Source organism: Rossellomorea sp. LJF3 (assembly GCF_037046045.1).
Classification (GTDB): domain Bacteria; phylum Bacillota; class Bacilli; order Bacillales; family Bacillaceae_B; genus Rossellomorea.
The window spans coordinates 54,941-81,546 of sequence record NZ_JBANLY010000011.1; the positions used below are offsets into that span (position 1 = coordinate 54,941).

Genomic DNA, 26,606 nt, shown 5'->3' on the forward strand with positions numbered 1-26,606 from the left:
AGGTTCGCGGATGAAGATGACGGTGGATCAATATTGGGATAAATGGGAAGAGCTGATGAGTCGGGAAGAAGCGAGCTTTGAGAAGTGGGATGGGTTGGAGGATCTGTTGTTCATCGCCCAAAAAGAAGGGGATCTCTATAAGGAATTCTGTTGTCGGTTCGGAATCATGAGGACCGTCAATTATCTTGGGGAGTATGAGGAATTATTCGATCATTTCGAATGGTGCAACGGGTTCTTTTTAGATAATGAAGAGAATTTGGAGGATTGGGTTGAAAGCTTCCTCTGGATCTATAAATGGATGGCGGAGCATCTGGTGAAGATGCCGGGCATTGAAATGGAGCTCCTGGATGCTTTTTTCAATGACTTCCAGGAAGCCTATGACCGCTACGGATACAGTCTGCGCCCTTATTATCAGCATCAGCATAAGCGGGCTTTGAAGACAGGCGAAGTGGAGGACGCTCACGCCTATTATCATGAATGGCTCGCCGCAGAACGGGATTCCCTGGCGGATTGTGAAGCATGTGAATATCAGACACAGCTTGAGTATTTCTATTTTACCGGGGAAAAGGAAAAAGCGGCTCCAATCGAGAAGCTGTTATTATCCAAAGAAGTGTGCTGCGGGGAAATTCCGCATCTTACGTACAGCAAGCTGCTCCTTCCTTATTATGAGGACGGCCGGGTGGAGGAAGCCGTACGTTACCAATCCGAGGGATACTTTTTCATTTACGATAAACCTCACTTTCTTATTGAGGCCTCTGAGCATATCCGGTTTCTTGCTTTAACGGAACCTCTTAGGGGCATCAAAGTATTGGAGCGCCACATCGAGTATGCAGACAGCGGGAAAGACCCGTATGGGATGTTCTATTTTTATATGAGTGCCATCGTCCTCCACCGGAAGCTCCTGGAAGCAGGGCATCGCCCGGGCTTTGCCGTGGATGTGATGAGTGAAGTGGCCGAGGAAATTGCGGAGGATTTCGATGAGAGGAACGGGAATGATTTCTTTGAACGGGAAATGGAGAGGTTTTATTCCCTCTAACAGATATTGACACCCCCATCAAATCTCTATATAATCATCTAAAATAACTGAAACATTGAAGAGGATCAGTAAAGGGATCTTGTCTTTTCAGAGAGGGAGCGGTTTGGTGAGAAGCTTCCATTGATGAACCTTTGAACCTGCCTCCAAGTTCTGAATCGAATGAAGATATCAGCGGTCCGAAACCGTTATCATGGAATGAGTGTAAAGCTTTGCTTTGAATCAGGGTGGTACCGCCAGAAATGGTCCCTGATAAGAAGCAGGGCTTTTTTTGTTTCAGTCGGGCGCTTCGCTGATATATGTGGGATTCCGCTGATAAAATGAAAATTTCGCTGATATATCCGGGATTTCGCCGATAAACGAAATTCCGCTGATAAAACCAATCCAACCAAAAAATGAGGTGCTCTCAAATGGCTAAAGAGTTTGTAAAAGATGTAACGGGCATGGATGAAGACTTTGCCCAGTGGTACACCGATGTTGTGACGAAGGCGGAGCTGATCGACTACTCCAGCGTCCGGGGCTCGATGATCATCAGACCGTACGGATACGCAATCTGGGAAAACATCAAGGATGCCCTTGATGCGAAAATCAAGGAAACCGGGCATGAAAATGTATATATGCCCCTTTTCATACCTGAAAGCCTGCTGCAAAAAGAGAAGGATCATATCGAAGGGTTCGCTCCGGAAGTGGCATGGGTGACCCATGGCGGCGATGAGGAGTTAGCGGAACGGCTATGTGTGCGTCCGACGTCCGAGGTGTTATTCGGTGAGCATTATAAAAATATCATCCACTCCTACCGGGATCTGCCTAAGCTCTACAACCAGTGGGCGAATGTGGTGCGCTGGGAAAAGACCACCCGCCCGTTCCTACGAACGCTTGAGTTCCTGTGGCAGGAAGGCCATACGTGTCACGAGACAGATCAGGATGCTCATGAGGAAACGGTTAAGATGCTTGAAGTGTATGCTGAGCTTTGTGAAGAGATGCTGGCGATTCCTGTCATCAAAGGTCAGAAAACAGAGAAAGAGAAATTTGCCGGTGCGAAATATACGTACACGATCGAGAGTTTGATGCATGATGGGAAAGCATTGCAATCGGGGACTTCCCACCATCTGGGAGATGGATTTGCGAAATCATTCGGCATCCAGTTCACGGACCGTGACGGCAAGCTCCAATATGTACAGCAAACATCATGGGGACTCACCACCCGCATCATCGGGGCCATGATCATGGTGCACGGGGATGACAGGGGACTTGTGGTACCGCCACGGATTGCTCCGACCCAGCTGATGATCGTGCCGATTGCCCAGCATAAAGAAGGCGTCCTTGATTTTGCCTATAACCTGAAGACACAGCTTGCGAGTGTTGCCCGCGTCGGAATTGACGCCAGTGACAAAAAGCCGGGCTGGAAGTTCAATGAATATGAAATGAAGGGGATCCCACTCCGCCTGGAAGTCGGTCCACGGGATATCGAGAACGGGCAGGTGATTTTGGCGAGACGTGATACCGGGGAAAAGATCACGGTCATGATGGAAGAGCTTGAAGGGAAAGTCGCTGCGCTCCTCGAAGACATCCAACGCAATCTATTGGAAAAAGCGAGAGAACACCGGGAAGAAAAAACGACGATCGCCAAAACGTTTGATGAATTCAAAACGACGGTGAATGAAAAAGGCGGATTCATCAAAGCGATGTGGTGCGGAGATCGTGCCTGCGAAGATAAAATCAAGGAAGAAACGAGTGCTACATCACGATGCATGCCGTTTGAACAGGAGCAGGTGTCCGATACGTGCGTGTGCTGTGAAAAGGATGCGAAACAGTTGGTCTACTGGGCGAAGGCGTATTGAGGAGGGGGAGTATCATTCTCATTTTGTCCCTCGTCAGCAGTGTGATGCTAGTGGCACTAGCGTTTTTTCAGTGGCACCTCATCCACATCCTGACACCGTTTTTGATGCCTTTTCTTTGGCTGATGGCAGGAGGCTTTTTTCTAGTCACAATCATTTTTTCCATCATTGCCGTTTTTAAAAGAAGGGAATGGAAAGCATTAATCGTTCAATCTTTGACCGTGATTTTTCTTTTCTTTTTCCCGTTTACAAAGGTCGTTCTGAATATGGATTATGAGAAAAACCGTGCCGTTCGGGAGACAGTGGTAAAGAAAGTGCAGGAAGGTGCCATTACGCCCAACGTTCCATACAATGATTCGGTTATACACCTCCCGGAAGAATATGAAGCGTTATCAAGGGGTGGCGGAGATATTTTGGTAGAGAAGAAGAATGATGACATGCTGGTTCTCTTTTTCACCTATCGTGGCATACTGGACAGCTTCTCCGGATTTGTCTATTCTTCTTCAGGGAATAAACCTGTGTCAGGTGACTTTGGGGGAGATTTTATTGAGCTTGAGAAGCTCGATAAACACTGGTATTACGTCAGTTCCGGATAAGCAGGGGACTTTCGCACCTTTCCGGACTTTTTCTGACTAAAGTCTTCTTTTTTCTATGTTTACTTAATAAATATAGGTAAAGGAGGCGTCGATTAATATGGATGTGGGACTTATCGTCATCTTTTTCATGGTATTCGTGGTAATCAGCCTATGGATCGTGCATTCCAAGCTCAACCGGATCACCGAGCATGTACAGCAGCTTGATGAGGAGTATTTATCCGATGAGGAGATCGAGAAGGAATTAGAGGAAGAATGGAATAATGAGAAATAACGATTATGGCGCTTCTCCGTAGAGAGGCGCCTTTTGTTTTTATAAAAAGGCTCTTTTCGCATACTTTGTTGCTAAGGTAGCGAGTGGTGGTTGATTTCCGCTACAGGTGCTCGCTTTCCGCGGGGCGTGAGTTGAGCCTCCTCGGGCTTTGCCCTGTGGGGTCTCAACTTTCCCGCTATTCCCGTCGGAGTCGAGCACCTTCCGCTCCAATCAACTTTCTGGGTATTAAGGACTAATCTACTAGCATACACCTCAAGAAAACACCTTTTCATAGTGTGCGGTGGCCAATTGTAGCTAATAGTAAGATGCAAATTCATTCATTATTTTCTACTAAGCTCTGTCACGGTATCTCTTCAAGATGGTGATGGGAACGGTGTAGACTCCTGCGGAAAAACGGGCGTGCCGAGACCCCGGAAGCGAAGCTGAGGAGGCTTGGCCGTTCGTCCGCCGGAAAGCGAAGCCGTTCCCATCACCATCTATCGCACTCACACATAGACAGAGCCTTGGCAGTTCCTATGTAAGAAAACAACAATTTTGAGAAAAGAACTACCAATCTACTTAGGTGGTTGGTACTATTAACGTAATACATATAAAGGAGGGCGCAGAGGATGAAGCATAAGGACTTAACCATCGAAACATCAAGGTTGGTGATCAGGCCCTTCGTGAATCAGGATTATGAAAACTGGTTGAGGGAACATCTGAACAGGCTCCCGTCACAGCATAAATATGATGTCGGCTATCAGGATATGAGTGAGTGTACGGAGTTCTGGTTCAGGGAAATGCTTGAGAAACATGACGAAATGATCGAGGGGGATCAGGTGTATATCCTCGGGATCTTCCTGAAAGAAAATGGTGCCAGCATCGGAACGATCGATTTCTCGACGCTCATGCGGTACAACTTTAACTGGGGCAGGGCAGGCTACACGATACATAATCGCTATTGGAATCGGGGTTACGGGAAGGAAGCGATGAAGGCAGCCCTTCAGCTGGCATTCGTGAAATTGAATTTTCACCGCATCGAAGCTCATATCAATCTGGATAATACGCCTTCGATCCGCCTCGCGGAAGCCGTGGGCATGGAGTATGAGTGCACACGAAAAGGGTTCATTTATGAGTTTGGGGAGTGGACGGATAATCTGGTGTATTATGTGAATGCGGGAGAATAGAGAAAAGGCAGGAATCAGCTGATGATTCCTGCCTTTTTCTTTATGGTTATAATCCTTCGATCGTCATCTCTTTTACAGGGAGGAAGGCTTCTCCTGTATCCATATACGTGACGTTGACCTTATCGTTTTCCTTCAAGTAGATGGCAAGTAAGCTGTTTTCGGAAGAAACGATATAATTTTTCCCGTTATCCAAGAGGAAGGATACGATGGTGTAGTCACCGGCTTTTTCTTTATAGACCCGGACGACTTTACCGTTTGCTTGCTTCTCCTCGGCTTTCGAGCTTCCGTCGACGCTTCCGCCTCCGCGTTGCAGGGCGGTTTTATAGGCTTTCAATGCCTGATTCGGCGTGTTCGCATACGCTGAGATTTCCGGGTTGGCGGCCGAGACGATGAAGTAGTTCTGTAAGAAACCATTCGCATCGAGGACCGGAGTCAGCCAGCTTGCTTCACCGTAGAAGTTATAGAGCACAGGCATTTCACCGTCCCATTTCTTCTCGATGAATTTCTTCTGGATGATTTGCAGGGCACCCTGTGAATCCATGTACGATTCTTCCAGATTTCCTGTGTAGAACGTCGCTTCACCCGTTCTTGAGTTCGTCAGAGAGTAGCCGAGCATGGAATCGACGCCTTCTTTTGGCGATGTGAAATCTGTGAAGTAGTACATGTCACCATTTTCGTCAAAAATAGGGCTCACGTTCGCTTCCGTTCCTTCATCAGATGGCAGTTTCACGTCCGATTTACCGAAGCGGCTGTTCCAGAAACCTTTCACATAGTTACCGAAATAGCTGTTCTGAAGGCTGACCGTTTCAGGTGAAACCGCGCCGTCGATGAACGTCGGTACGTCTTTGATAGCGTAGGACTTCGTTTTACCTGTCTGGGGGTCGACCAGGACGATTCCTTTCACATCGAAACCGTTACGGGCTGAGATGAATTTTCCGTACGTCTGGATATAGAACGGTTTTCCATCATCATCGATTTCAAGCTGGACATTCCCGTTGAAGATTTCCTTCGGGTAATTCAAGCGGATATGACGCTCCACTTTTTTATTGAAGTACGAAGAAGGAGTGTACACCATTTCTTCTTTGATGAATTTAGGGTTGGCGTTTGAATCCGTGGCACTCAGCTTGAAGTACCCGGGTGTCGCATCCCCTTTGAACCATTTGAAGAAGCCGGAGAATTCAACAGGGGCGATGTAGACATACTCACCATCCACCTTCTGGATCTGCAGGTTGCCGAGTTCATAATAGCTTGTATTCGGAACCTGGCCGAATGCTTTCTTCATTTTGTTACGGGCGAATTGAGGAGGGACGCTTGCGGGCGTTTCCTTTTCATCAAAAGCCTGGATCTCTGTTTTGACATCCATTTTCGCCGATTCGAATTTTTCATCGGCATTGAAGACGAAGGCTGTCAGGAAGTAAGCACCGACGAAGATGCTCGCCAGGAATAGAATTCCTTTTACCATCCGTTCCTTCCCCGTGGCAAATGCTGCCCCGAATCCTGAGGCGATGATCAGGAGGATCCATATGCTCGTGAAGTTCTGATCGAGATTCGATAGATAATAGAAGACGAATACCACAACGGTCGTGATGAGTAATGTGGCTCCAAATAGTGCCGGGAAGGACGGATATCCCTCTTTTTTATTTTGTTTTTTCATGACGGCCATCGGTACGAGCAATAAGGCCATGACCAATCCGACAATCAATGAAAATAGTAAGATGTTTCCCATAGTGTTCCCCTTTCAAGGTTGTGATTCTGTTTATAGTGTATATACGGATGAGGGGGCGGGGAGGTTTCATTTGTTTTTTTGCCGCATAACCCACTCATCATCCGTTATAATAGGAAGAAGCAACCATTCAGGAGGAAAGTATGGATATTTTTGATATAGCGAGGCTAGCGGGGGTGTCGCGGAAGACGGTGCAGCGGGTATTGAATGATTCGCCGCAAGTGCGGACCGAGACCCGGGAGCGGATCTTGAAGATCATGGAGGAGCATCAGTATCAGCCGAATGTTTCAGCACGGAGACTGGTGAAGAAAAAGACCCATACGATCGGGCTGTTCATCATTCAGGACCCGGGGAAGGATCGGATCTATTCCGATGATCTTTTTTACAGCGTGGTGATCGGGGCGGTGATCAATGCCTGCTCTCTTCTGGGGTATAAGGTGCTCGTGACGATGGCGGAGGTGGATGATCCGTCTCCCGTGTTGAAGCTTTACAGGGAAAAAAGCATCGATGCAGGCATTATCATCAGCTGGAGCAACGTCCAGTCGATCGTCGATGAAATCCTTTCCGCCAACTTTTTGGTCGGTGTTTTCGATCAGAACAATCTGACCCATCGCACTCCTTCCGTCCCCATGCCTGTATTGGAAAATGAAACGAGTGCCATGGATGCGACCCGTCACCTCCTTCAGCTCGGGCATGAAGAGATCGGCATCATAACGGGTGACCAGGATAATCCTGCAGCGGTGGAGCGTCTCAATGGCTACCAAAGGGCGTTGAAAGCAGCCGGGGTCAGCGTGAAGCCGGAGTACATATATACGGGCAAATTCGTGGAAGAGTCGGGAAAAGATGCCGTCCATCATTGGATCCGGCAGGGGGGACTTCCTTCCGCTATCGTCTGTTCCAATGATCATATAGCCTTCGGCGCTCTCAAGGCATTGAAGGAAGCGGGACGGGATGTACCTGGGGACGTTTCACTCATCGGTTTTGATAATATTTTGCTGACAGAATACACATCGCCTGCACTTTCGACCATGAACGTTCCGAGAGTGGAGATGGCGGTAGCGTTAGTGGAGGAGCTGATACACAGGGTTGAAGGGGAGCCATATGAAACGATGAGTCCTTTTCAAGCTTCGTTGGTCATCAGGAGTTCCTGCACAAAGAAACAAGCCTGATTCCTTTTGGGACGGGCTTTTTTTAGTAAATGGGAAATCATTATGGTAGAAAAATGTTGTCAAACGAACGTGGTGGTTTTATAGTTAAATACAAATGTCCCACGTGAGACATAAATGAAAACAGGAGGAGTTCACATGTTAAAAAAAGCAGTCACTTCGTTTACCGCTGCATGTCTCATCATGACTCTGCCACCCGCGAACATAGGTAGTGCCGCACCACAAAAAGACAAACCTTTTCACCTCAAAGATTCAACCTTAAAAGATAGAACGATAGAAGGCGACCTCGTGATCACACCGGCTGCCGGAAAGGAGATTACCCTTGAAAACGTGACGGTACAAGGAAAGACCCTGATCAAGGGAGAAGCCCCCGAGACCCTTCAATTGACAGATTCCGAGTTGAAGAGTCTTTCAGTTGAAGGACCCGGTCATTTGTCGAAGATCAAGGTTTCCGGGGATTCGGTCGTTGAACAGACCCTCCTGGGAGGAAATGTGTTATTGGAAGAAAACGAGATTACTTCCGAAGGATTTCAAGACGTTACGGTCTCGGCATCAAATGTAAAAACGAAAAATGCCGAATTGAAAGGTGAATTCGATACGATTTCGACGACAGGGAAAAAGGGAGAAGCGCAAATGGAGCTTGACGGCATTGTCGATCGGTTAGAATTGAACGCGCTTTCAAATGTCTCCCTTACGCCTGATGGGGTGGTGAAGGAGCTCCTCGTATCGAAAGCAGGGAAAGGATCGACCATCGATGGAGAAGGTTCCATCGAAAAAGCTACGCTGGATAGCGTCATCGTATGGAATGGAAAAGAAACAAATGAAGCGTCTTCTGTTGTCACGCCATGGTCCCTCGTGTGGAATGATGAATTCAATGAGGATGAGATCGATCGTGACAAGTGGACGTTTGATATCGGCAACGGATATACCGATGCAAATGGTACCTTCATTTCAGGATGGGGGAATAATGAGAAGCAATACTACACGGACCGTCCTGAAAATGCGAGGACTGAAGACGGGAAGCTTATGATTACGGCTAAAAAAGAAAACTACCAAGGATACGGCTATACGTCTTCACGTTTGAAGACGAAGGGCCTGTTTTCCAAAACGTATGGGAAATTTGAAATGAAGGCCTCCCTGCCGGTCGGAAAGGGATATTGGCCGGCGTTCTGGATGCTTCCGGAAGATGACCGGTATGGCGGATGGGCTGCTTCCGGTGAGATTGATATTTTAGAAGCACAGGGCAGCAATCCGGGTGAAGCGATCGGGACGCTTCATTACGGGGAATCGTGGCCGAATAATAAATACACCGGTGATCACTATAGGTTTGAAGATGGATCGACGATTGCCGACGAGCATGTGTACTCCGTTGAATGGGAGCCGGGGGAAATCCGCTGGTATGTGGACGGGGAACTCCGCCAGACCCAGAACAATTGGTACAGCAAAGGGACCGGCAACGCTGCCAACTTCACGTACCCCGCGCCGTTTGATCAATCCTTCCATATGCTGTTGAATCTTGCGATAGGCGGGAATTTCGACGGTGAACCGACGGAAGAGACGATGTTCCCTCAATCCATGGATGTGGATTATGTGCGTGTGTATGATTTGACGGGAAGACCGTATCAAACTCCGGAACTGCCGGAATTTGAACAAGCTCCATTGCCTGACGATGCGAAGCAGCCACTGGAAGACGGAAACCTCATGTACAATACCGGATTTGATCAGGAATGGGAAGACGTTGACGGGATTCCGGGAGTGGAAAATACGGATTATTGGTACTTCTTGACCGTCCCTAATTTCGGAGGGAAAGCGAATCTCTCCCTTGATCAGCTCGAAGGAAGAAATTTTGCCAAAGTGGATGTGGAAGAACCGGGAAGCCAGCCTTATTCAGTCCAGCTCATCCAGGACGTATCACTCGGAAAGGGCCGTTACTACAGGGTTTCCTTCGATGCAAAATCGACGGGATCACGGAAGGTCAATGTGAAAGTCGGCGGGGGTGAAGCCCGGGGATACAGTGCCTATTCAAACAGTGAATCTTTTTCACTGAAAGATGGGGTGGAATCCTATGAAATGGTGTTCCAGATGACCGAGGAAAATGATTTGGCAGCACGTGTGGAATTTAATCTCGGATTGTCCAAGCTCCCTGTGTGGCTCGGAAATATCCGGGTGGAAGAGATCCCGCCTGTCGAAGTGGATCCGGATGCTTCCAAACCTGAACTGCCGACGGGGAACCTTATTTATAATGGGACGTTCGACCAGGGATTCCCTGACCGCCTTCTTTATTGGCATCTGGTAGGTTCCGGGAATGCCTTGGGAGTGGACCCTGAAGAGCGGGTATTCTCAGCCAAGCCTTCTAGCGAAACGGACGAGGCCGGGCTGGTGCAAAAAGGCATCCAGCTTAAGGCGTTGAATCAATATGAATTGACGTTTGACGGAGTGGCAGAAAGTGCACGTGATATTCAGATAGAGATGAGAAGCAAGGATGGAGAAGAGGTGTACGCAACGGAAACCATCCCTCTCGCCGCTGATTGGGAGAAGCATATCATGACGTTCACGATGCCGGATCCGGATGTGACGGATATGGAGTCACAGCTGGTGATTGATCTTGGTGGCGGTACGGATGAAGTGAAGATTGATAACCTATCGTTAAAGAAGAAAGCGGGACCTCCGGGTGCAAATGTCATCCAGAACGGATCGTTTGATTCTGATTTAGAATCTTGGGCAAATTACATCCATTATGATGCGGCTGCCGGTATTTCTTCCGAAGATGGAGAGGCAAAGATCTCGATCGGAAACGAAGGGAACGAACCTTGGAGTGTTCAGCTTTTCCAAGAAGGACTGAAGCTCAAGCCGGGAGTGGAATACATCCTTTCCTTCGAGGCGAGTTCGACGGTGGACCGGACGATGGAAGTGACGATCGAAAATGCTGCGTATACGCGCTATTTATCAGAAGTCGCTCAGCTGGTTGGAGAGATGACGCATTATGAGTATACATTTACGCCACCTGTAGGCGAGGATACGAGTCTTAAGTTCCTGATTGGGAAGAGCGGTTCGCCGATTGGTGCTCATGATGTGGTGATTGATAATGTGGAATTGAAGTAGAAGTTTGTGGCACGGCGTCTTGGTTTTGGGGCGCTGTGTTTTTTTTGTGGATAAAGTTGACTGAGCGCTCGGTCTGAAGGGGGACGGTATTTGGAAAGTGAAGAACGGTCAATTTCCAATCCCGTCATCTTCAAAAAAAGAAGCAGCCGGCTCGGCTGCTTCTTTCCATTATGACATCGCCTTTTCCGGTTTGATCGGATGCAATCGTCCGTCTTCATCCCGGAATACGATGTGCTCACGTCCGAATTTTGTCGGTGTATCGATCCCTGCGGCAGCGGCCAGGTTGTACAGGCCTTCGCGGAGGGAGATGATGTAATTGCAGACGCGAAATGATTTTTCTTCGACGATCAGTGCCCGCTGCAGTTTCTTGTCGGTGGTGGCAACACCGACGGGACAGTTGTTCGTGTGGCATACTTGAGCCTGGATGCAGCCCACGGAGAACATCAGTCCCCGGGCGATGTTGACAAAGTCGGCACCGAGGGCGAGTGCAAAGGCAATTTTGTCGGGTGTTAACAATTTTCCCGAAGCAAAGATCTTCACTTTGTCACGGACGCCGTATTTCACCAGAGTGTCGTGAAGGAAGGGAAGGGCGGATTTGATCGGGACCCCGGCAGAAGCCGCCAGTTCCTGATACGATGCACCTGTTCCTCCTTCTCCGCCGTCCACGGTGATGAAGTCGGGATGTTTTCCGGAAGTGGCCATGTAGGAAGCGAGGCTTTCGATATCATTTGTGTTCCCGACGACCAGTTTGATCCCGACGGGTTTGCCGCCGACTTCCCTGAGTTGTTCAATGAAATCCAGCATCTGTTCATTGTTGCTGAATTCCTTGAAGCGGTTCGGGCTGTCGATTGATTTCCATGGCTCCACGTTACGGATGTTGGCGATCTCCTGTGTCACTTTTTTTCCGTCAACATGACCGCCGCGGGTCTTCGCGCCCTGGGCGAGTTTCAATTCAAACGCCTTTACTTCTTTAAGATCACTCTTTTTCTTGAATTCTTCCCATGAAAATTCGCCGTCCTTCGTTCTGACGCCGAATAAGCCAGGACCAATCTGGCAGATGATGTCGACTCCGCCTTTCAGGTGATGCTTGGATAATCCTCCTTCACCCGTGTTCATCCATGTCCCTGAGGCAAGTTTCAATCCGGTTGAAAGAGCCGTGATGGCCTGTTCACCGAGGGAGCCGTAGCTCATGGCGGACTGACCGACGAGTCCTTTCACTTTAAAGGGATGCCTGCACGTATGTTCACCGATGACAGGGGCATCTTCGTCTTTCAGGAGAAAGGGGTCGGCTTCAGATTCTTCGCGGTGTTCCCTGCGGCTGAGCAGATTGTCTTTATCGATTTTGTAGATTTTGGTGTTGACTTTTTGAGAGTTGTCGATGCGGAGTTCGTCCCGTTGGACAGGGAAAAGGGTGTTGCGTATGTAGTAGCCTTCCTTTTCGAAGTCCCGCTCGGATCCAAAGCCGAGCATCCGGGATTTGTATTTACCCGCCATGACGGTATTTGTGTATTCAAGTCTCGAGAAGGGTTTTCCTTCGTTATCATTATGAAAGAGGTATTGTCTCAGTTCAGGACCGATTTTCTCAAGGATGTATCTCATTTTTCCGAGAACCGGGAAATTCCTTAACACCGCATGCTCTTCTTGTTTTTCATCGGTCATCCATAAATAAAAAATGAGGGCAGCCGGGATAAGTAATGCAAGAACGATGATGGTAAGGAGAATCCACTGAATGATGGATATGCTGTTCATATTCATTCCTCCAATAGGGAAAGCGAGCCCTTTTACAGGCTCACTCTTTTGTTAAAATAGTCGTTTCATGGCTTTGCGTAACGGTGGCATTTCGGCTTCATGCTTCTTGAAGAATTTCTTCATGACATGCTTTGAATAACCGGCAGCCTGTTCGAAGTTGATCTTACCGGGCAGGGGTGGCTGATCTTCGATGACACAATCGATGATGACCGGCTTATTGGATTTCGCTGCCATTTCAAAGGCAGGCTGAAGATCCTCATGTTTGATGACACGATAGCCTTCCCCTCCGCATGCTTTGGCGAACTGGGCGAAATCAATGTCCTGAAGATCCGTTTCATATTCCAGGTGGCCGATGGATTCCTGTTCATACTTGATCATGCCGATTTTACTGTTGTTCATGATGACGACGATGATCGGCAGCTTGTATTTGACCGCCGTAACGAAATCATGCATCACCATGGTGAACCCGCCGTCTCCGCATACGGCGATGGCCTGGCGCTCAGGCTCTGCCAGGCCGCTTGCGATCGCCCCGGGAAGTCCGCATCCCATGGTCGCCATCCAGCTGGAAATAATCATTTTCTGATTGGTCATCTTGAAGTGTCTGGCGGTCCAGACGGTCACATTGCCGACATCGACGGACAGGATCGCATCGTCGTCTGCAATCTTCTGGAGGGCCGCAATGACTTGAGGAGCCTTCATGGGCATCGTCGCTTCAACTTCGTCTTTTTCAACATGCTTCCACCAGTTTTTCATATTGTTCTGGCATTCCTCCAAAAAGGATCGGTCCTCTTTGACGGGAAGCTGTTGATTCCATTGCTTCAACACAAGGTTCGAATCTCCGACGATCCCGACGGTAACGGGATATCTCTTTCCGATTTGTGCCGGATCCGCATCGATCTGAACGGCTGGCGTATCATCGGGAAGGAAATCACGATAAGGGAACGACGTACCGATCATGATGAGAAGATCTGCTTCCTCCATGGCTTCAAATGCAGGCTTCGTCCCGATTTGACCGAGCTGTCCGAGATTATGGGGATGCTTGTCGGGGAATATTCCTTTAGCCGGAAGCGTAAAGATGACCGGAGCCGCGATTTTTTCGGCGAAAGCCTCAAGTTCACGGGCGGCATGCCTGGACCCCGTTCCTGCAAGAATGACCGGACGCTGTGCTTTATGTACATAATCCATTCCGGTTTTCACATCTTGTTCAAGGGGAGCGGCGATGGTCGCAGCCGGGATACTGGACGTGTCTTTTATGGTGTCCTTGATTTTTTGTCCGGGGATATCGTCCGGGATAATCAGAACGGACACTCCTTTTTTTGCATAAGCGGTCCTGATTGCCTGATTCATGAGATCGGGAAGTGATTCAGGTGATGATACCCGTTCACAGTATACGGAAACGTCAGCAAACACGCGGTCCAGATGAACTTCCTGGAAGGAGTCCATGCCAAGCTCTTCGGTCGCGACCTGTCCGGCCAAAACCAATACGGGTGCTCCGTCGGCCTTTGCGTCATACAATCCATTTAACAGGTGAATGGCCCCGGGTCCTCCAATGGATAAACATACCCCTATGTTCCCCGTGAGTTTCGCATACGACGAGGCGGCGAGTGCCCCGACTTCCTCATGTCTGACCTGGATGAACTCAATTTCCTCTTTTTCACTTCGCAGTACGTCGACGAAGTGATTGATGGAATCTCCGGGAAGACCGAATATATGCTTGATCTTCCATTGTTCCATGATGTCGGCAGCTGCCTGCCCTGCGAGTTTATGTCCCATAGTTGAACCTCCTTTTTGTGTATAGTGATTTTTTACCACGGATGTGGATTTGTTAAACGTGGGGGTAAGGGAGTGGAGGGGGTGGTTGCTGAAATTGACCGAACGCAAAAAAAAGCAACCGATCCACGATCAGTTGCTTTCTCCTAACTCCACTTCCACTCCGAAATGATCCGATACGACAGGTTTATTACCATCATTGAAGATGACCCGGGATGAAGCGACATCTATTTTTTTACTGGAGAGGATAAGATCGAGCCGTAAATCGACTGTATTCTCATCCCAACCGGCAATGTTTCCACGGACGGTGATTCCGCTGTCACGTTCAAGGGCTTCTCCGTACGTATCCAGTAATCCTTTGGAAAGGAGATAATCGTACCCTTCATCACGAACCAGGGCATTGTTATTGAAATCGCCCATCAGGAAGAAGGGGGATTCCGGGGTGACCTGTTCCATTAAGGAGTCTATCTGGTACTTGAATGGTTCTTCTTCGTCCTCCCACCAGCCGAGGTGGCAGGAGTAGAAGGTAAGGGGCTTACCATTAAAAGAAATGGTGGCCCCTACGATTTTACGGGTTTTCCAGTAGGATTGATCATGGCTTTTCGAGATGAAGAAGCGATGTTCCTCAACTATGGGGTGCTTCGTCAAAATGGCGACGCCTTCTTCGTAGACATCATAGCCGATATGAGCGAAGTCCCAGAGGAGTGTGTAATCTGTAACGCCTCGCATCTCAAGTTCACCAAGGAGGACAAGGGCGAAATTGTCTTTTTTGACCAAGCCATGGACGATTTCACTTTGGATCAGCTGACTGACTTCCTGAAGGGCGATGACATCGTAGGATTTCTCCGCGATGTCATCGGCTAGAATCGAGATTTTCCCTAGCTGGTCATCTTCCTGCCATGAGTGACAATTCAGCGTGAGTAATTTCATGGATTACGCTCCCAGCAGGTCTTGAATGTCCGACTTGATGACGTCTGCTTTCGGACCGTAAATGGCCTGAATGCCTTTATCTTTCAGGATGAGGCCGAGTGCCCCGTTTTTCTTCCATTCCTGTTCCGTGCCGACAAGGCTTGTGTCTTTTACCGTTACACGAAGACGTGTCATGCAGGCATCAACGTCCACGATGTTAGCTTTTCCGCCAAGCATGGCAACGACTTTTGGCGCGATGGAATCGGCACTTACCGTACCTCCGCCTGTTGAAACTTCATCTTCAATATAGTTTCCATTACGACCCGGTGTCGGGAAGTTGAACTTTTTGATCAGGAAGTTGGCAACGGCAAAGTTCAGACCAAAGAATACCAGGCAGGCAATGACAAAGTTTACAAGATCTACCCACAGACCTGCTTTGATGATCATCGGTACACGGGTGAGAAGCTCGATGGATCCGAACGAGTGAACGCGGATATGAACGATATCCACAATCGCGAAAGCAAGTCCCGTCATGATTGCGTAAACCACATAGAGAAGCGGGGCAGCGAACATGAACATGAATTCGATCGGCTCGGTTACACCTGTCAGGAATACAGCTAATCCTGCTGAGAAGAACATGGATTTGTATTTCTTTTTCTTATCTTTATCCACATTTCGGTACATGGCATATGCGATACCGATCAGGGCAGCTGTGGATAAAATCATTTGACCGACTTTGAAACGAGCCGGTGTCACATCGTTTAACAATTGTTTGTAGCTTGCCGTGTCTCCTGCAGCCAGGAAATTGTTCAAATCGGCGATCCAGGCAAGCCATAATGGATCTTGTCCCGCAACCGTCGATCCTGCGCTTGAACCTGTGAGGATCGTGTATGTTCCGCCAAGTTCTGTGTAGTTGATCGGAACCGTCAGCATATGATGCAGACCGAATGGCAATAACAGACGCTCCAATGCACCGAATACAAATGGCGCGATGATAGGTGCCGTGTTACGTGATGTGGCGATCCACTGACCGAAGTCATTCAGAAGGCCTTGAATGAATGGCCATACAATCGACATGATGATGGCGATGATGACCGATCCGCCGATCACGACGAATGGTACGAACCGTTTTCCGTTAAAGAAGGAAAGGGCATCAGGCAGTTTGCTGTAATTGTAATACTTGTTGAAAAGATTCGCTCCAAGGAAACCGGAAATGATTCCGACGAACACACCCATGTTAAGGGCAGGTGCACCAAGGACCGAGGTGAAATAATCTGAAACGACCAGTGTTTGTCCGAACAGGGAAGAGACCGTTGCTTCTGGATCACCAAGCATATCCCCACTCACTCCGAAGATCGCTCCTGTGATCCGGTTGATCAGGATGAAAGCGATCAGGGCAGCGAAGGCACCGCCTGCACGTTCTTTCGCCCATGAGCCCCCGATGGCTACGGCGAAGAGGATGTGAAGATTCGTGATGACTCCCCATCCGATATCTTCCATTACTCTTGCAATCGTTTGCACGAATGTGATGTCTCCACCCATCATTGCAATCAACTTACCGAGGGAAATCATGATCCCTGCAGCTGGCATGACGGCCACGACCACAAGCAATGCTTTCCCGAACTTCTGCCAAAAATCAAATGACAATACATTTTTCATAAACCCGTTTCCTCCTTTGATATCAATCTATTGAACTATATTTGTTACATTGGATGACATGTGTGCGTTTACATTTCACCTTAAAATGAAATGCTTGTCGCTGTGTCTTCATGGTATGGTGCTATGTACATGAAAAAGGGTGTGAAATAGATGCAACCGTTTGCATTAGCTAAACACATTTTATGATATCCCTTTCAAGAAAGCAATAACAAAATATTATTTTAGTAAAATATCAGTGGTGAGAGGGACGGACCTTGGTAGGAGGAGGGGTGGCGGTGGGGATGGGGAAGCGAGCGGTAGTTGTTTAGTAGTGGGTGGGAGGTTGTGGATAGTATCCGGTGGTTTCGGAGGTTATTCACATGTGGATAAAAGAGATTCTTCCCATGCAAAAAGAGCACCCGGCCGGATGCTCTTCATTATTATTTCAGTAAACGTAATCCATTTAAAATAACCAATATCGTACTTCCTTCATGTCCGATGACTCCATAAGGGAGGTCGAGAATCTGCAGAAAGTTGGAGGCGATCAACAGCATGATGACCGCGATGGAGAAAATGACGTTCTGCTGGACGATGCGCTTCATTTTTTTCGATAGTTTGATGGCTTCGGCGATCCGTGTCAGGTCGTTTTTCATCAAGACGACATCGGCTGTCTCGAGGGCGACGTCGGTTCCTTCTCCCATGGCGATTCCGACGTTGGCCGTTGCGAGTGCCGGTGCGTCATTGATTCCGTCTCCGACCATACCGACCGTGCCGAATTGATTCTTCAATTTTTTCAGTTCGTCTACTTTCGTTTCCGGCAGACATTCGGCAATGAAAGAAGCGACGCCCGCTTCTTCTGCGATGGCTCGGGCCGTTTTTTCATTGTCGCCAGTCAGCATGATCGTCTGGACGCCTTCTTTTTCCAGAAGCTTCAGTGCTTCGATGGTTTCATTCCGGACGACGTCCTTCAGGGCGATCAGTGCGACGATTTCATCTTCTTTTGCCACAAAAACGGTCGTCTTTCCTTCAGAGGCGATTCTTCCGTATGCTCCGTTCATAAACTTTTCTGCCAACAGTTTATCCACAAAGTCGGCTTTCCCGATTTTCCATTCGGAGCCGTCCACAAGGGCTTTGACTCCCCATCCGGATACATCCTCCAGGGAATCAGGCTGGAATAGTTGTACGTTGAATTCGCGGGTTGCGTGACCGACGATGGCCTGTGCGAGTGGATGATTCGACTGATTCTCTATGGAAGCAACTGCGCTTATCACGTCACGTTCATTCATCGTATCTGCAATCAGGATATCCGTCACGACGGGTTTCCCTTTCGTCAAGGTTCCCGTTTTATCAAAGGCAATCGCTTTGATGTTACTTAAGTTCTCCAGGTGGGCGCCGCCTTTGAAAAGGATCCCGTGACGGGCACCGTTTGAGATGGCCGAAAGACTGGCCGGCATGATGGCTGCGACCAGGGCACACGGGGAAGCGACCACCAGGAGGACCATGGCACGGTAGAAAGTTTCCGTCCAGCTCCATCCGAGGATGAAGTGAGGGAGGAACATCATCAGGAACACGACGGCGAGGACGACTTTTACATAGGTCCCTTCGAAGCGTTCGATGAACTGCTGTGAAGGTGATTTTTCGCTTTGCGCCGATTGCACCAGGTCAATGATTTTTTGGAAAAGGGTTTCGCTGCTCGGTTTGGTCATTTCCACCGTGATGGCACCGTTGATGTTGACCGTTCCCGCGAACACTTCATCTTTTAGTCCTTTTGTGACAGGGACGGCTTCACCGGAAATCGCTGCTTCATCGATGGACGTTGTTCCTTTTACGACAACACCGTCCGTCGGCACCCGTTCACCCGGTTTGATCAGGATGTGATCACCGATTTCAAGACTTGAAACATTGACTTTCTTTTCGCCAGAGCCTGTGATAAGCCATGCTTCTTCCGGTTGGAGCTGCATGAGGGCGGAGATTTCCTTCTGGCTTTTGTTCATCGTATACGTTTCAAGTGCTCCGCTGACGGCGAAGATGAAGATCAGGATCGCACCTTCCGTCCAGTAACCGATGATGGCGGATCCGACAGAGGCAAAAATCATGAGCATCTCAACATTCAGTTCTTTGTTTTCGATGGTTTCTTCGATTCCTTCTTTTGCTTTCGCAAAACCCCCAATGGCAAAGGCAAGGAGGTAGAAGAGGATGCTCATGCTAGATTCATCATGAGATGTCAGCCATCCGAGTAATATGAACACACCGCTGATAAGGGCAGCGATCAATTCGGCATGAGGCTTAATTTTTTCAAGGAAGTGCATGGTGTTTTTCGGTGACCCCATGGATAGTGCTTTGGATTGTGAGCTCATAGGTATTCCTCCTTTTAGTAAATGAAAATGGGGGTTTCTCATTGAGAATAATAATCAACGTCATTACCCCTATAAAACGACGAAAGCTGCCACCAGTGAAAGGTGACAGCAAAACGGCACGTGCTCTTAGCTGAAAGTATATGAAGTTTGTAATTTGTAATGATTATAATCTAATCCTACCACATGTATATGAGGATGGGAAGGGTTTTGTGCTAGTTATTCTGGGTTATTTCTCCACGCCTATTTTGCAGGGAAAAGACAAGGAGGCTTACGAAAATCATCAGCATCATGCAGGCGATCAGGTAGAAGAAGCTTGAGCCTTTGAACCAGTCGATGGTGATGCCGCCGATGAATGGACCGATCATGCTGCCGAAGCTGAAGAAGATCCCGCACATGATGTTTCCGGCAGGAAGTAATTCCTTTGGCAGAAGGTCCGTCATGTAGCTGATGCCGAGGGAAAACGTCGATCCGACGGCCATGCCGGCTAACGTGAAGCAAATGAACAGTCCGATTGTGGACTCAGAAACGATTCCGGCAGCCGAGAAACAAAGGAAGCCGATCATCATGACGATGAGGAGGACATTCTGTCTACCGTATTTATCGCTCAGGATGCCAAGGGGCACCTGTGAGATGATGCTTCCCACTGCAAACGCAGGGAGGAGGATGGCCACGGCTTCAATGGAGAGACCGTTTCGCAGGGCGAATACAGGGAAGTTCCCATTTAATGAAGCTTCCAGGAATCCATAACCGAGAGGCGGCAGCAAGGCGACCCAGGCATATTGAAGGACCTTTCCGAATCGATGGAATGATCCTAGGAACGAGGCGCTGCCGATGTTCTGCTGTTCGGGAAATTCATTTTGCAAGCGAAACACGAACATCCATACCGTCAGGCTCAATAAGGCAGAAATGATGAACGGTAAGGCCTGATGGATCGTGATGAGCTGCGTCATCATCGGGCCGACGGCGAATCCGATCCCAAAGGATACCCCGTAAATGGAGATGTTCCGTCCCCGGCGTTCTTTCGGGGAAAACGACGTGATCCATGTCTGGGTGGCAAAGTGGAGCATGTGATCCCCGACCCCGATGAGAAGGCGAAGGGCGAACCAGAACCAGAAGGACTTCCAGACCGGGAATAGTAAGAGCGAGACGGCGACGATGATTCCGCCGATGATGATCATCGGTTTATAGCCGATTTTCTGCAGTGGTCTTTCCATTAATGGTGAGGCGAGCAGGATTCCGATGTAGAGGGCCGTTGCATTCAACCCGTTCAGGGAAGAGGACAGTCCATCCTGTTCGAAAATGATGGCGATGAGGGGAAGGAGCATTCCCTGTGAGAAACCGGAAATGGCGACGATCCCGACAAGTACCCTGAAACGGAAGGCTAATGTTTGATTCATTTTGTCAAAACTCCCAATCGTAGTAAATATCTTCTTTGATGGTACCCTCAATTTCAATGTTTGGCAATAAGGGGGGAATAGAGTAAAATCAAAACATCTACTAGCATATTAAGGAAGGAATGATGAAGAAATGGAATATAAAATGCAAGAAGGCGGATTTTACAGTGATTTAGGGTTTGGGAAGCTGGAGGTATCGGGTAACGAAGAGTATGGTTTCCGACCATTTCAATTACTGGTGTCATCAGTTGCCGTATGCAGTGGTGGCGTACTGCGTAAAGTACTGGAAAAAATGCGCATCCAGTTTGATGACATCCACATCAAAGCCGACGTCACCCGCAACGAAGACGAAGCCAACCGCGTCGAAGCCATTTCCCTCCACTTTACGATCCGAGGGACGGACCTTGATGAAGCCAAGATCGAGAAAGCCATGAAGCTCACACGCAAGAACTGCTCTATGGTGCAATCGGTGCAGGACAGCATCAAGATTGAAGAAACGTTCGAGTTGGTGGGGTAATGTTATGCAAGGGACGGACCTCTATTTCCAGGTCCTGGCAATAAAGGTCCGTCCCTCAAGAAGTCCCTACAGCTCCTCGGGTTCGCTGCCGGGTTTTGAGTAGTAGAGGATGGTTTTGGGAGTGAGTTTGAGGAGCAGGTATTCGGGATCATCGGGGCTTGCGATCCAGTGTTTGAGCTCCTCTTTCCAGAATTTTGATTTCAGTTCCGGTGAGTCTTCGACGGACGCCTCAGCTTCGATTTCTACATAATGTTCATGATCGGAATCGCGGTCATAGCCGAGGAGGATGTGCACATGAGGGTTCTGTGCAATGTCTTCCGCCTTATGGGCATGTTCGTTGGTTGCCGTGTACAGAGTAAGATCGTCGTGATCAAACATCATAAACCGAGAGTACGGTTTGTTGTCACGGATGGTGGCAAGGGTGCCGATCTTATGATGGGAAAACAATTCTGTTATTTTATCTTTTAAGGTTTGTGCCATGGATATTCCTCCTAATAGGGTTCTATCTATAATGTGTCTAAACAGGCCTGTTTTAACCAAATTTATTATAAAGGATGGGTCCTAAACGTGAATAAAGTATTTACGCTGCTTGTTTTTGCAGGGGTGCCGGTTTCGGTGATCGGTTCCTTGCTTCATTGGCCAAGTGTCATTATGTTCGTCATTTATTGCGTCACGATCATTGCCCTCGCGGCGTTTATGGGAAGGGCGACGGAAAGCCTGGCGGTTGTGTCGGGTCCCCGCATCGGCGGACTTCTGAATGCCACATTCGGGAACGCCGTGGAACTGATCATATCCATTTTTGCGCTGAAGGCCGGTTTGATCGGGGTCGTATTGGCCTCCCTGACCGGGTCCGTCCTTGGGAATCTTCTCCTGGTGGCAGGCTTGTCCTTCTTTGTCGGAGGCGTGAAGTTCAAGCGTCAAAAGTTCAATGTGTTCGATGCACGCCATAACTCAGGGCTCCTCATGTTCGCAATCATCGTGGCCTTCGTGATTCCTGAAGTATTCTCCATGGATATGAATGAAGGGAGGACGATGACCCTTTCCATCGGAATATCGATCATTTTGATCCTCCTTTATCTCTTCGCCCTGTTCTTCAAACTCGTGACGCACCGCGGTGTGTATCAGAGTGAAAACAGCGAAGCGGCCCACGGTCATGATGAGGAACCGGAATGGACGAAGGGGAAAGCGTTACTCATCCTCGCTCTCTCGACTGTTGCCGTCGCTTATGTATCGGAACGCCTTGTCCATACATTTGAAGAAGTAGGGGAAGCATTCGGTTGGAGCGAGCTCTTCATCGGGGTCATCATCGTAGCGATCGTAGGAAATGCGGCGGAGCATGCTTCAGCGGTGATCATGGCGTATAAAAACAAGATGGATATCGCTGTTGAAATCGCCGTAGGGTCCACCCTGCAGGTCGCCATGTTCGTCGCCCCGGTACTCGTGCTGGTTTCATTGTTGTTTGAAAAAAGCATGTCACTCGTGTTTACGTTACCGGAACTTGTGGCAATGGTGTCTGCGGTCCTGCTCACAGTGATCATTTCCAATGATGGGGAAACGAATTGGTTTGAAGGATTGACCCTTCTGGCCGCTTACTTCATCATGGGGATCGGATTTTATTTACTATAGTTGTCATAGTAAGACCCGGTAGGATTTCTGCCGGGTCTTTTTGTGGGAAAATCAATTCCGTGAGAACCGCCTACTCATTCTTGAATAAGATAACAGGAGAGTTTTTGTGCAAAGGAATGAGTAGCATGAGAAAAAAGAAAAAACCGACGAACGGTAAAGTCATTGATTGTAAAATCGATTTACCTCCGAGAGGATGTCCAGGGATTTTTCCTTTCGAAGGATGCACGAATCCAACCATTCAACTGGATGATATCGGCATCATCAGCTGCGAAGGCATCATCAGCGGAAGGGTCCTGTGCGACTATCAGCCCCTTCAGGGTGTGACGGTTACGCTTAACTCTTCATTTGCGGGTCTCGTCTTTGAGGATCCCACACCGGTCACGGACAGCACGGGCCGTTTTTCGACGAGAGTGACCGTGCCCCCCGGAACACCGATTACACCGAATGTCCAGATTACAGCAACGGCTGTCGTGATCGGAAAGACCATCAGTGATACGATTTTTGTCAGGGTGGATTGCATCCTATGTAAAAATCCAGTGCTGACACTCGAGCCGATTCCTTGTCCGGTCGGCTGCAAGGGAACACAGATCAGAGGCAGACTTGTTTGTGACGGCCAGGCAATCAGGAATGCAGCCATATCGTTTATCATCGAATCCGCCTCCAACCGTATTGTCATCACCCCAAATCCCGCGATTACACAGAGTGACGGGAGATACACGGCGACACTGGTTCCTTTTCCCGATGTGGATGAAACGATCCGCATCACGGCCGTGACGAAAATCGGAGGATTAAAGGTCGTTTCGAAGACAAGGGAAGTGGCTGTGCGATGTGTGAAATGTAAGAATCCGGCCATCAAGCTGAACAAGTTGAAGAAGATCGACTGCCGCTCAACCATTTCAGGGAAAGTCACATGTGATGGTGTCCCGCAGGCGAATGTGCCGGTCACATTATCAGGTTCCTCCATCCTGATATTCCAGACACCGAACCCCGTCACGGATGAGAACGGAAGATTTTCATCCCCTGTCACCGTGAAGAAAGGGACACCGTTTCAAACCGCTTCCTATACAGCGACAGCCGTGATCGATGGCAAGACCATCAGTGCCACGGATACCGTCATAGCTGGATGCAAAAAGTGCCGCAAGCCTAAGTTGACCCTTGAAGTACCGTGTGAAACCGTCACGTGCGAAGGCACGAAATTGACGGGAAGGCTGACTTGCGACGGAGCGCCTGTTAAGCATGCCAGAATTTCGTTTACGGTTAAGGCCTCGGAGCCCGATGCAGTGAAAATCGATCCCAACCCGGCGTTTACTGATGAAGAAGGCAGATATGTCACCGAGCTCTGTCCGCGACTGGGAGTCCATGAAACGATCATCATCAAAGCGTCGGCCACAGTGGAAGGTGAGCAGGTCGTCGCGTCCCGGGAGGTCACCATCGATTGTCGATGCAAGCATCCAAAGATTCATATCAAAGAGAACAAAAAGCTGAATTGTAAGGGGATCATTTCAGGCTGTCTTTCATGTGAAGGATTTCCACTGACGAATAAAGAGGTCTCGTTTTCAAGTCCAGTGTTAACCTTTAAGCCAGCGGTTGTCACTACTGATGAAAACGGGGAATTTTCAACCCTTGCCTTCGTTCCTCCTAATACCCCATTCCGGGAGGTCCCATTTACGGCGACGGCTGTGGTAGGTGGAAAAGCGGTTTCGGAAATGGTGTTCGTCTATGCCGGGTGCCTCATATGCGAGAAGCCTAAGCTGACCTTATATGTACCTGAATGTGTAGAATGTGAAGGAGCAGCGATCACCGGGAAATTCACCTGTAATGGAAGGCCCGTCGCCAATGTGGGGATCAAGCTGAACGTCACCCCGGAAGTTGCGACCATCACGCCCGATAAGACCAAAACGAACGCAAAAGGGGAGTATGAAGCAGTGCTTACCCCAGATTCCCATGTATCAGAAAAAGTGGTGGTCCAGGCAACTGCCTTGATCGAGGGGAAGGAAATCATCGTTGAGAAGAAAACAATCAAGATTCATTGCACGTGTCCGCATCCTGAGGACGATGTGGATGAAATGGAACCGATTGACTGCTGTGAAGGCAGCGGGGGCGGAGAGTGTGTCAGCGGTCCTCGGGACGACGGGGAAGTCGAATCGATGCGTCCGCTTCCTGAAAACAAAGCCCATGAAGATGCAACTGGTGATTTCACAGTGACTTCAAATGCAGAAGATGGAAGCTTTCCTGCAGAACCGGAAAACTTCTCAGTCGAATCCAAGGAACATGTGAAGCCCAGTGTATCTCTGAACGTTCCGGTGATTGTAAGCTGCAAGGGAGGGTGCCTCACGGGGAAAGTGCAATGTGATGATATGAAACAGATCGAAGTATACTTCGAAGTATTGGAAGAACATTTGAAAAATATCATCAAACCGAATCCTGCGATCCCCGATGAAGACGGGAATTATTCAGCAGACATCACCCCAAAACACGGTATGACCGAGTGCATCACGATCAGGGCATTCATCTTTTGGAAGGGAAAGAGAATCGTTTCCCATCCGGGTTGCACCATTCTTGCATGTTCTTCGAAAAAAATGGATGACGATTAAAAAAGCCATGGAATCTTAGGAGATTCCATGGCTTTTTTTAGGGAATGCAGAAATGATCGGAAACGCCGATTTGCTTTGTAGGAGAAGCTCGGACGTTCCCGCTTCAATAATGCTAGTATAAAATAAAATGTGAATTTTGTAAATATTCTTTCTAATTAAGTTTTTTGGATAAGCTGCCCCTTCTAGGAAAAACTAACGGCACACCCTTATATGCTTGAAAGGAGTCAAATACATGAACCTAATGCGCACTGCTCTTATGGTCATACTCGCATTTTTCGTTGCAACTACAGGGATTCACGCCCAAACCAGTCCTAAAAAGGAAACGAAGCCAAAAACGGAGAAAGCTCCGGAATCAACCGGGGATTCGAGCGTAAAGATCCCGAACTCAGTATTGAATATCGCCAAGGAAAATACGTATCCAAATTCTACACAGGATCAGCCTTATCTGCAACCGAGCGAATGGAGTCAGGAGCTGATCGAAACCTCCAATGTGAGGATTGAAAACCCGAACCTGATCCGCATGCTGAACGAGTCCACGGTCAATAAAGCACCGACGATCGGACTTCGAGCCACCATCTATCTTGGGGAATGGCCCCTGAATTATGCATCAACGGAAACCTCCCCGAACTGGGAGTATCAAAAGGTCAACACGAATTACTTTGATAACCGCGGAGGGAAATCCAATTATCAAATTCACTACGTCCAGGAAGCACAGAAGGTCGTAAAAGGTGGACTCACGGCAAAGGTTCCCCATGCAGATGATGTGGAGAAAATGATGCTCATCAAAGCCATGGATAAATCCAAATTGCCACTCGCCTTCCAAACCATCGTGGGGGCAGGCACAAAAAAAGATCAAGTGTACAACATCTCCCCTAAACGACTTGGCTATCTATATGCATATGCACCAGCCATCAATGAAAAAGGAAAAGTGACATATGGGGAAGTGTACCTCGTCATGAAAGGAACAAAGCGCTCCATTGTCGTCAAAAACGTGACGTCCCAGGGAGTCGGAGCCTGGATTCCGGTTCAGGATCACGTCCACTTTGGATTCATGGCAAGCGAATCTCCAAGATAAAGGTTTAAGAAAGAGTGAAATCGGGTAAATCCTAATTTCACTCTTTTATTATTTCTGGTAATATGTTATAATAATTAGAATA

At 48.5% G+C, this 26,606-nt stretch carries 19 protein-coding genes and 1 other annotated feature; of the genes, 11 read left to right on the forward strand and 8 right to left on the reverse strand.

The genetic code is table 11. From position 1 onward, the window contains the following. The first annotated feature begins 10 nt into the window (after positions 1–10). From V8G47_RS12065 to V8G47_RS12085, 5 genes are all read left to right on the forward strand, one after another. Complete coding sequence (locus V8G47_RS12065) at positions 11–1,036, forward strand: hypothetical protein (protein WP_336200333.1); 1,026 nt, start codon at positions 11–13, stop codon at positions 1,034–1,036. Between the two features lie 46 nt (positions 1,037–1,082). After that, positions 1,083–1,287: a binding site (T-box leader), on the forward strand. Between the two features lie 156 nt (positions 1,288–1,443). Beyond that, a complete protein-coding gene (gene proS / locus V8G47_RS12070) occupies positions 1,444–2,874 on the forward strand; it encodes a proline--tRNA ligase (RefSeq protein WP_336200334.1) in 1,431 nt (476 codons plus the stop codon). Between the two features lie 44 nt (positions 2,875–2,918). Beyond that, the gene (locus V8G47_RS12075; RefSeq protein WP_336200335.1) at positions 2,919–3,467 is read left to right on the forward strand and encodes a hypothetical protein; all 549 of its coding nucleotides are present in this window, start codon (positions 2,919–2,921) and stop codon (positions 3,465–3,467) included. A 97-nt stretch (positions 3,468–3,564) separates the two neighbouring features. Continuing rightward, complete coding sequence (locus V8G47_RS12080) at positions 3,565–3,738, forward strand: hypothetical protein (RefSeq protein ID WP_156030071.1); 174 nt, start codon at positions 3,565–3,567, stop codon at positions 3,736–3,738. Between the two features lie 608 nt (positions 3,739–4,346). Then, positions 4,347–4,904: a GNAT family N-acetyltransferase gene (locus V8G47_RS12085; RefSeq protein WP_336200336.1), complete on the forward strand. Its 558-nt coding sequence runs from the start codon at positions 4,347–4,349 to the stop codon at positions 4,902–4,904. Positions 4,905–4,950: 46 nt separating this feature from the next. Here V8G47_RS12085 and V8G47_RS12090 read toward each other — a convergent pair whose 3' ends face one another. Next, positions 4,951–6,630, reverse strand: coding sequence for a hypothetical protein (locus V8G47_RS12090; RefSeq protein ID WP_336200337.1), 1,680 nt, complete (start codon positions 6,628–6,630; stop codon positions 4,951–4,953). Between the two features lie 140 nt (positions 6,631–6,770). Here V8G47_RS12090 and V8G47_RS12095 point away from each other — a divergent pair, with 140 nt between their 5' ends. Both V8G47_RS12095 and V8G47_RS12100 read left to right on the forward strand, forming a co-directional pair. Further along, entirely contained in the window at positions 6,771–7,796 is a 1,026-nt protein-coding gene (locus V8G47_RS12095) for a LacI family DNA-binding transcriptional regulator (RefSeq protein ID WP_336200338.1), read from the forward strand. Positions 7,797–7,931: 135 nt separating this feature from the next. Continuing rightward, complete coding sequence (locus V8G47_RS12100) at positions 7,932–10,895, forward strand: carbohydrate binding domain-containing protein (RefSeq protein ID WP_336200339.1); 2,964 nt, start codon at positions 7,932–7,934, stop codon at positions 10,893–10,895. A 168-nt stretch (positions 10,896–11,063) separates the two neighbouring features. On the opposite strand, the gene V8G47_RS12105 is transcribed toward V8G47_RS12100, so the two are convergent. From V8G47_RS12105 to V8G47_RS12130, 6 genes are all read right to left on the reverse strand, one after another. Next, positions 11,064–12,644 (reverse strand): FMN-binding glutamate synthase family protein, encoded by a 1,581-nt coding sequence (locus tag V8G47_RS12105; RefSeq protein WP_336200340.1) that lies wholly within the window; start codon positions 12,642–12,644, stop codon positions 11,064–11,066. A gap of 51 nt (positions 12,645–12,695) precedes the next feature. Then, positions 12,696–14,417, reverse strand: a complete 1,722-nt coding sequence (locus tag V8G47_RS12110) for a pyruvate oxidase (RefSeq protein ID WP_336200341.1) — start codon at positions 14,415–14,417, stop codon at positions 12,696–12,698. Between the two features lie 129 nt (positions 14,418–14,546). Then, positions 14,547–15,344, reverse strand: coding sequence for an endonuclease/exonuclease/phosphatase family protein (locus tag V8G47_RS12115; RefSeq protein ID WP_336200342.1), 798 nt, complete (start codon positions 15,342–15,344; stop codon positions 14,547–14,549). A gap of 3 nt (positions 15,345–15,347) precedes the next feature. Then, positions 15,348–16,982, reverse strand: a complete 1,635-nt coding sequence (locus tag V8G47_RS12120; protein ID WP_336200343.1) for a PTS transporter subunit IIBC — start codon at positions 16,980–16,982, stop codon at positions 15,348–15,350. Between the two features lie 419 nt (positions 16,983–17,401). Next, positions 17,402–19,318, reverse strand: coding sequence for a heavy metal translocating P-type ATPase (locus V8G47_RS12125; RefSeq protein WP_336200344.1), 1,917 nt, complete (start codon positions 19,316–19,318; stop codon positions 17,402–17,404). A gap of 212 nt (positions 19,319–19,530) precedes the next feature. Then, positions 19,531–20,715: an MFS transporter gene (locus tag V8G47_RS12130; RefSeq protein WP_336200345.1), complete on the reverse strand. Its 1,185-nt coding sequence runs from the start codon at positions 20,713–20,715 to the stop codon at positions 19,531–19,533. A 130-nt stretch (positions 20,716–20,845) separates the two neighbouring features. Here V8G47_RS12130 and V8G47_RS12135 point away from each other — a divergent pair, with 130 nt between their 5' ends. Continuing rightward, entirely contained in the window at positions 20,846–21,229 is a 384-nt protein-coding gene (locus V8G47_RS12135) for an OsmC family protein (RefSeq protein ID WP_224521392.1), read from the forward strand. 66 nt (positions 21,230–21,295) lie between these two features. Here V8G47_RS12135 and V8G47_RS12140 read toward each other — a convergent pair whose 3' ends face one another. After that, a complete protein-coding gene (locus V8G47_RS12140) occupies positions 21,296–21,709 on the reverse strand; it encodes a pyridoxamine 5'-phosphate oxidase family protein (RefSeq protein ID WP_336200346.1) in 414 nt (137 codons plus the stop codon). An 87-nt stretch (positions 21,710–21,796) separates the two neighbouring features. Between V8G47_RS12140 and cax the strand changes: the two genes are divergently transcribed. From cax to V8G47_RS12155, 3 genes are all read left to right on the forward strand, one after another. Then, the gene (cax, locus tag V8G47_RS12145; RefSeq protein ID WP_336200347.1) at positions 21,797–22,855 is read left to right on the forward strand and encodes a calcium/proton exchanger; all 1,059 of its coding nucleotides are present in this window, start codon (positions 21,797–21,799) and stop codon (positions 22,853–22,855) included. Between the two features lie 125 nt (positions 22,856–22,980). Beyond that, the gene (locus V8G47_RS12150) at positions 22,981–25,449 is read left to right on the forward strand and encodes a hypothetical protein (protein WP_336200348.1); all 2,469 of its coding nucleotides are present in this window, start codon (positions 22,981–22,983) and stop codon (positions 25,447–25,449) included. A 232-nt stretch (positions 25,450–25,681) separates the two neighbouring features. Further along, positions 25,682–26,524 carry a YfkD famly protein gene (locus V8G47_RS12155; protein WP_336200349.1) on the forward strand — a complete coding sequence of 281 codons (843 nt, stop codon included), beginning with the start codon at positions 25,682–25,684 and terminating at the stop codon, positions 26,522–26,524. Positions 26,525–26,606: the final 82 nt, after the last annotated feature.

Excerpts from the sequence above, each read along its gene's own strand:
- V8G47_RS12065 (WP_336200333.1), top strand. The coding sequence starts at position 11 with ATGAAGATGACGGTGGATCAATATTGGGATAAATGGGAAGAGCTGATG.
- proS (WP_336200334.1), top strand. The coding sequence starts at position 1,444 with ATGGCTAAAGAGTTTGTAAAAGATGTAACGGGCATGGATGAAGACTTT.
- V8G47_RS12075 (WP_336200335.1), top strand. The coding sequence starts at position 2,919 with ATGCTAGTGGCACTAGCGTTTTTTCAGTGGCACCTCATCCACATCCTG.
- V8G47_RS12080 (WP_156030071.1), top strand. The coding sequence starts at position 3,565 with ATGGATGTGGGACTTATCGTCATCTTTTTCATGGTATTCGTGGTAATC.
- V8G47_RS12085 (WP_336200336.1), top strand. The coding sequence starts at position 4,347 with ATGAAGCATAAGGACTTAACCATCGAAACATCAAGGTTGGTGATCAGG.
- V8G47_RS12090 (WP_336200337.1), bottom strand. The coding sequence starts at position 6,630 with ATGGGAAACATCTTACTATTTTCATTGATTGTCGGATTGGTCATGGCC.
- V8G47_RS12095 (WP_336200338.1), top strand. The coding sequence starts at position 6,771 with ATGGATATTTTTGATATAGCGAGGCTAGCGGGGGTGTCGCGGAAGACG.
- V8G47_RS12100 (WP_336200339.1), top strand. The coding sequence starts at position 7,932 with ATGTTAAAAAAAGCAGTCACTTCGTTTACCGCTGCATGTCTCATCATG.
- V8G47_RS12105 (WP_336200340.1), bottom strand. The coding sequence starts at position 12,644 with ATGAACAGCATATCCATCATTCAGTGGATTCTCCTTACCATCATCGTT.
- V8G47_RS12110 (WP_336200341.1), bottom strand. The coding sequence starts at position 14,417 with ATGGGACATAAACTCGCAGGGCAGGCAGCTGCCGACATCATGGAACAA.
- V8G47_RS12115 (WP_336200342.1), bottom strand. The coding sequence starts at position 15,344 with ATGAAATTACTCACGCTGAATTGTCACTCATGGCAGGAAGATGACCAG.
- V8G47_RS12120 (WP_336200343.1), bottom strand. The coding sequence starts at position 16,982 with ATGAAAAATGTATTGTCATTTGATTTTTGGCAGAAGTTCGGGAAAGCA.
- V8G47_RS12125 (WP_336200344.1), bottom strand. The coding sequence starts at position 19,318 with ATGAGCTCACAATCCAAAGCACTATCCATGGGGTCACCGAAAAACACC.
- V8G47_RS12130 (WP_336200345.1), bottom strand. The coding sequence starts at position 20,715 with ATGAATCAAACATTAGCCTTCCGTTTCAGGGTACTTGTCGGGATCGTC.
- V8G47_RS12135 (WP_224521392.1), top strand. The coding sequence starts at position 20,846 with ATGGAATATAAAATGCAAGAAGGCGGATTTTACAGTGATTTAGGGTTT.
- V8G47_RS12140 (WP_336200346.1), bottom strand. The coding sequence starts at position 21,709 with ATGGCACAAACCTTAAAAGATAAAATAACAGAATTGTTTTCCCATCAT.
- V8G47_RS12150 (WP_336200348.1), top strand. The coding sequence starts at position 22,981 with ATGAGAAAAAAGAAAAAACCGACGAACGGTAAAGTCATTGATTGTAAA.
- V8G47_RS12155 (WP_336200349.1), top strand. The coding sequence starts at position 25,682 with ATGAACCTAATGCGCACTGCTCTTATGGTCATACTCGCATTTTTCGTT.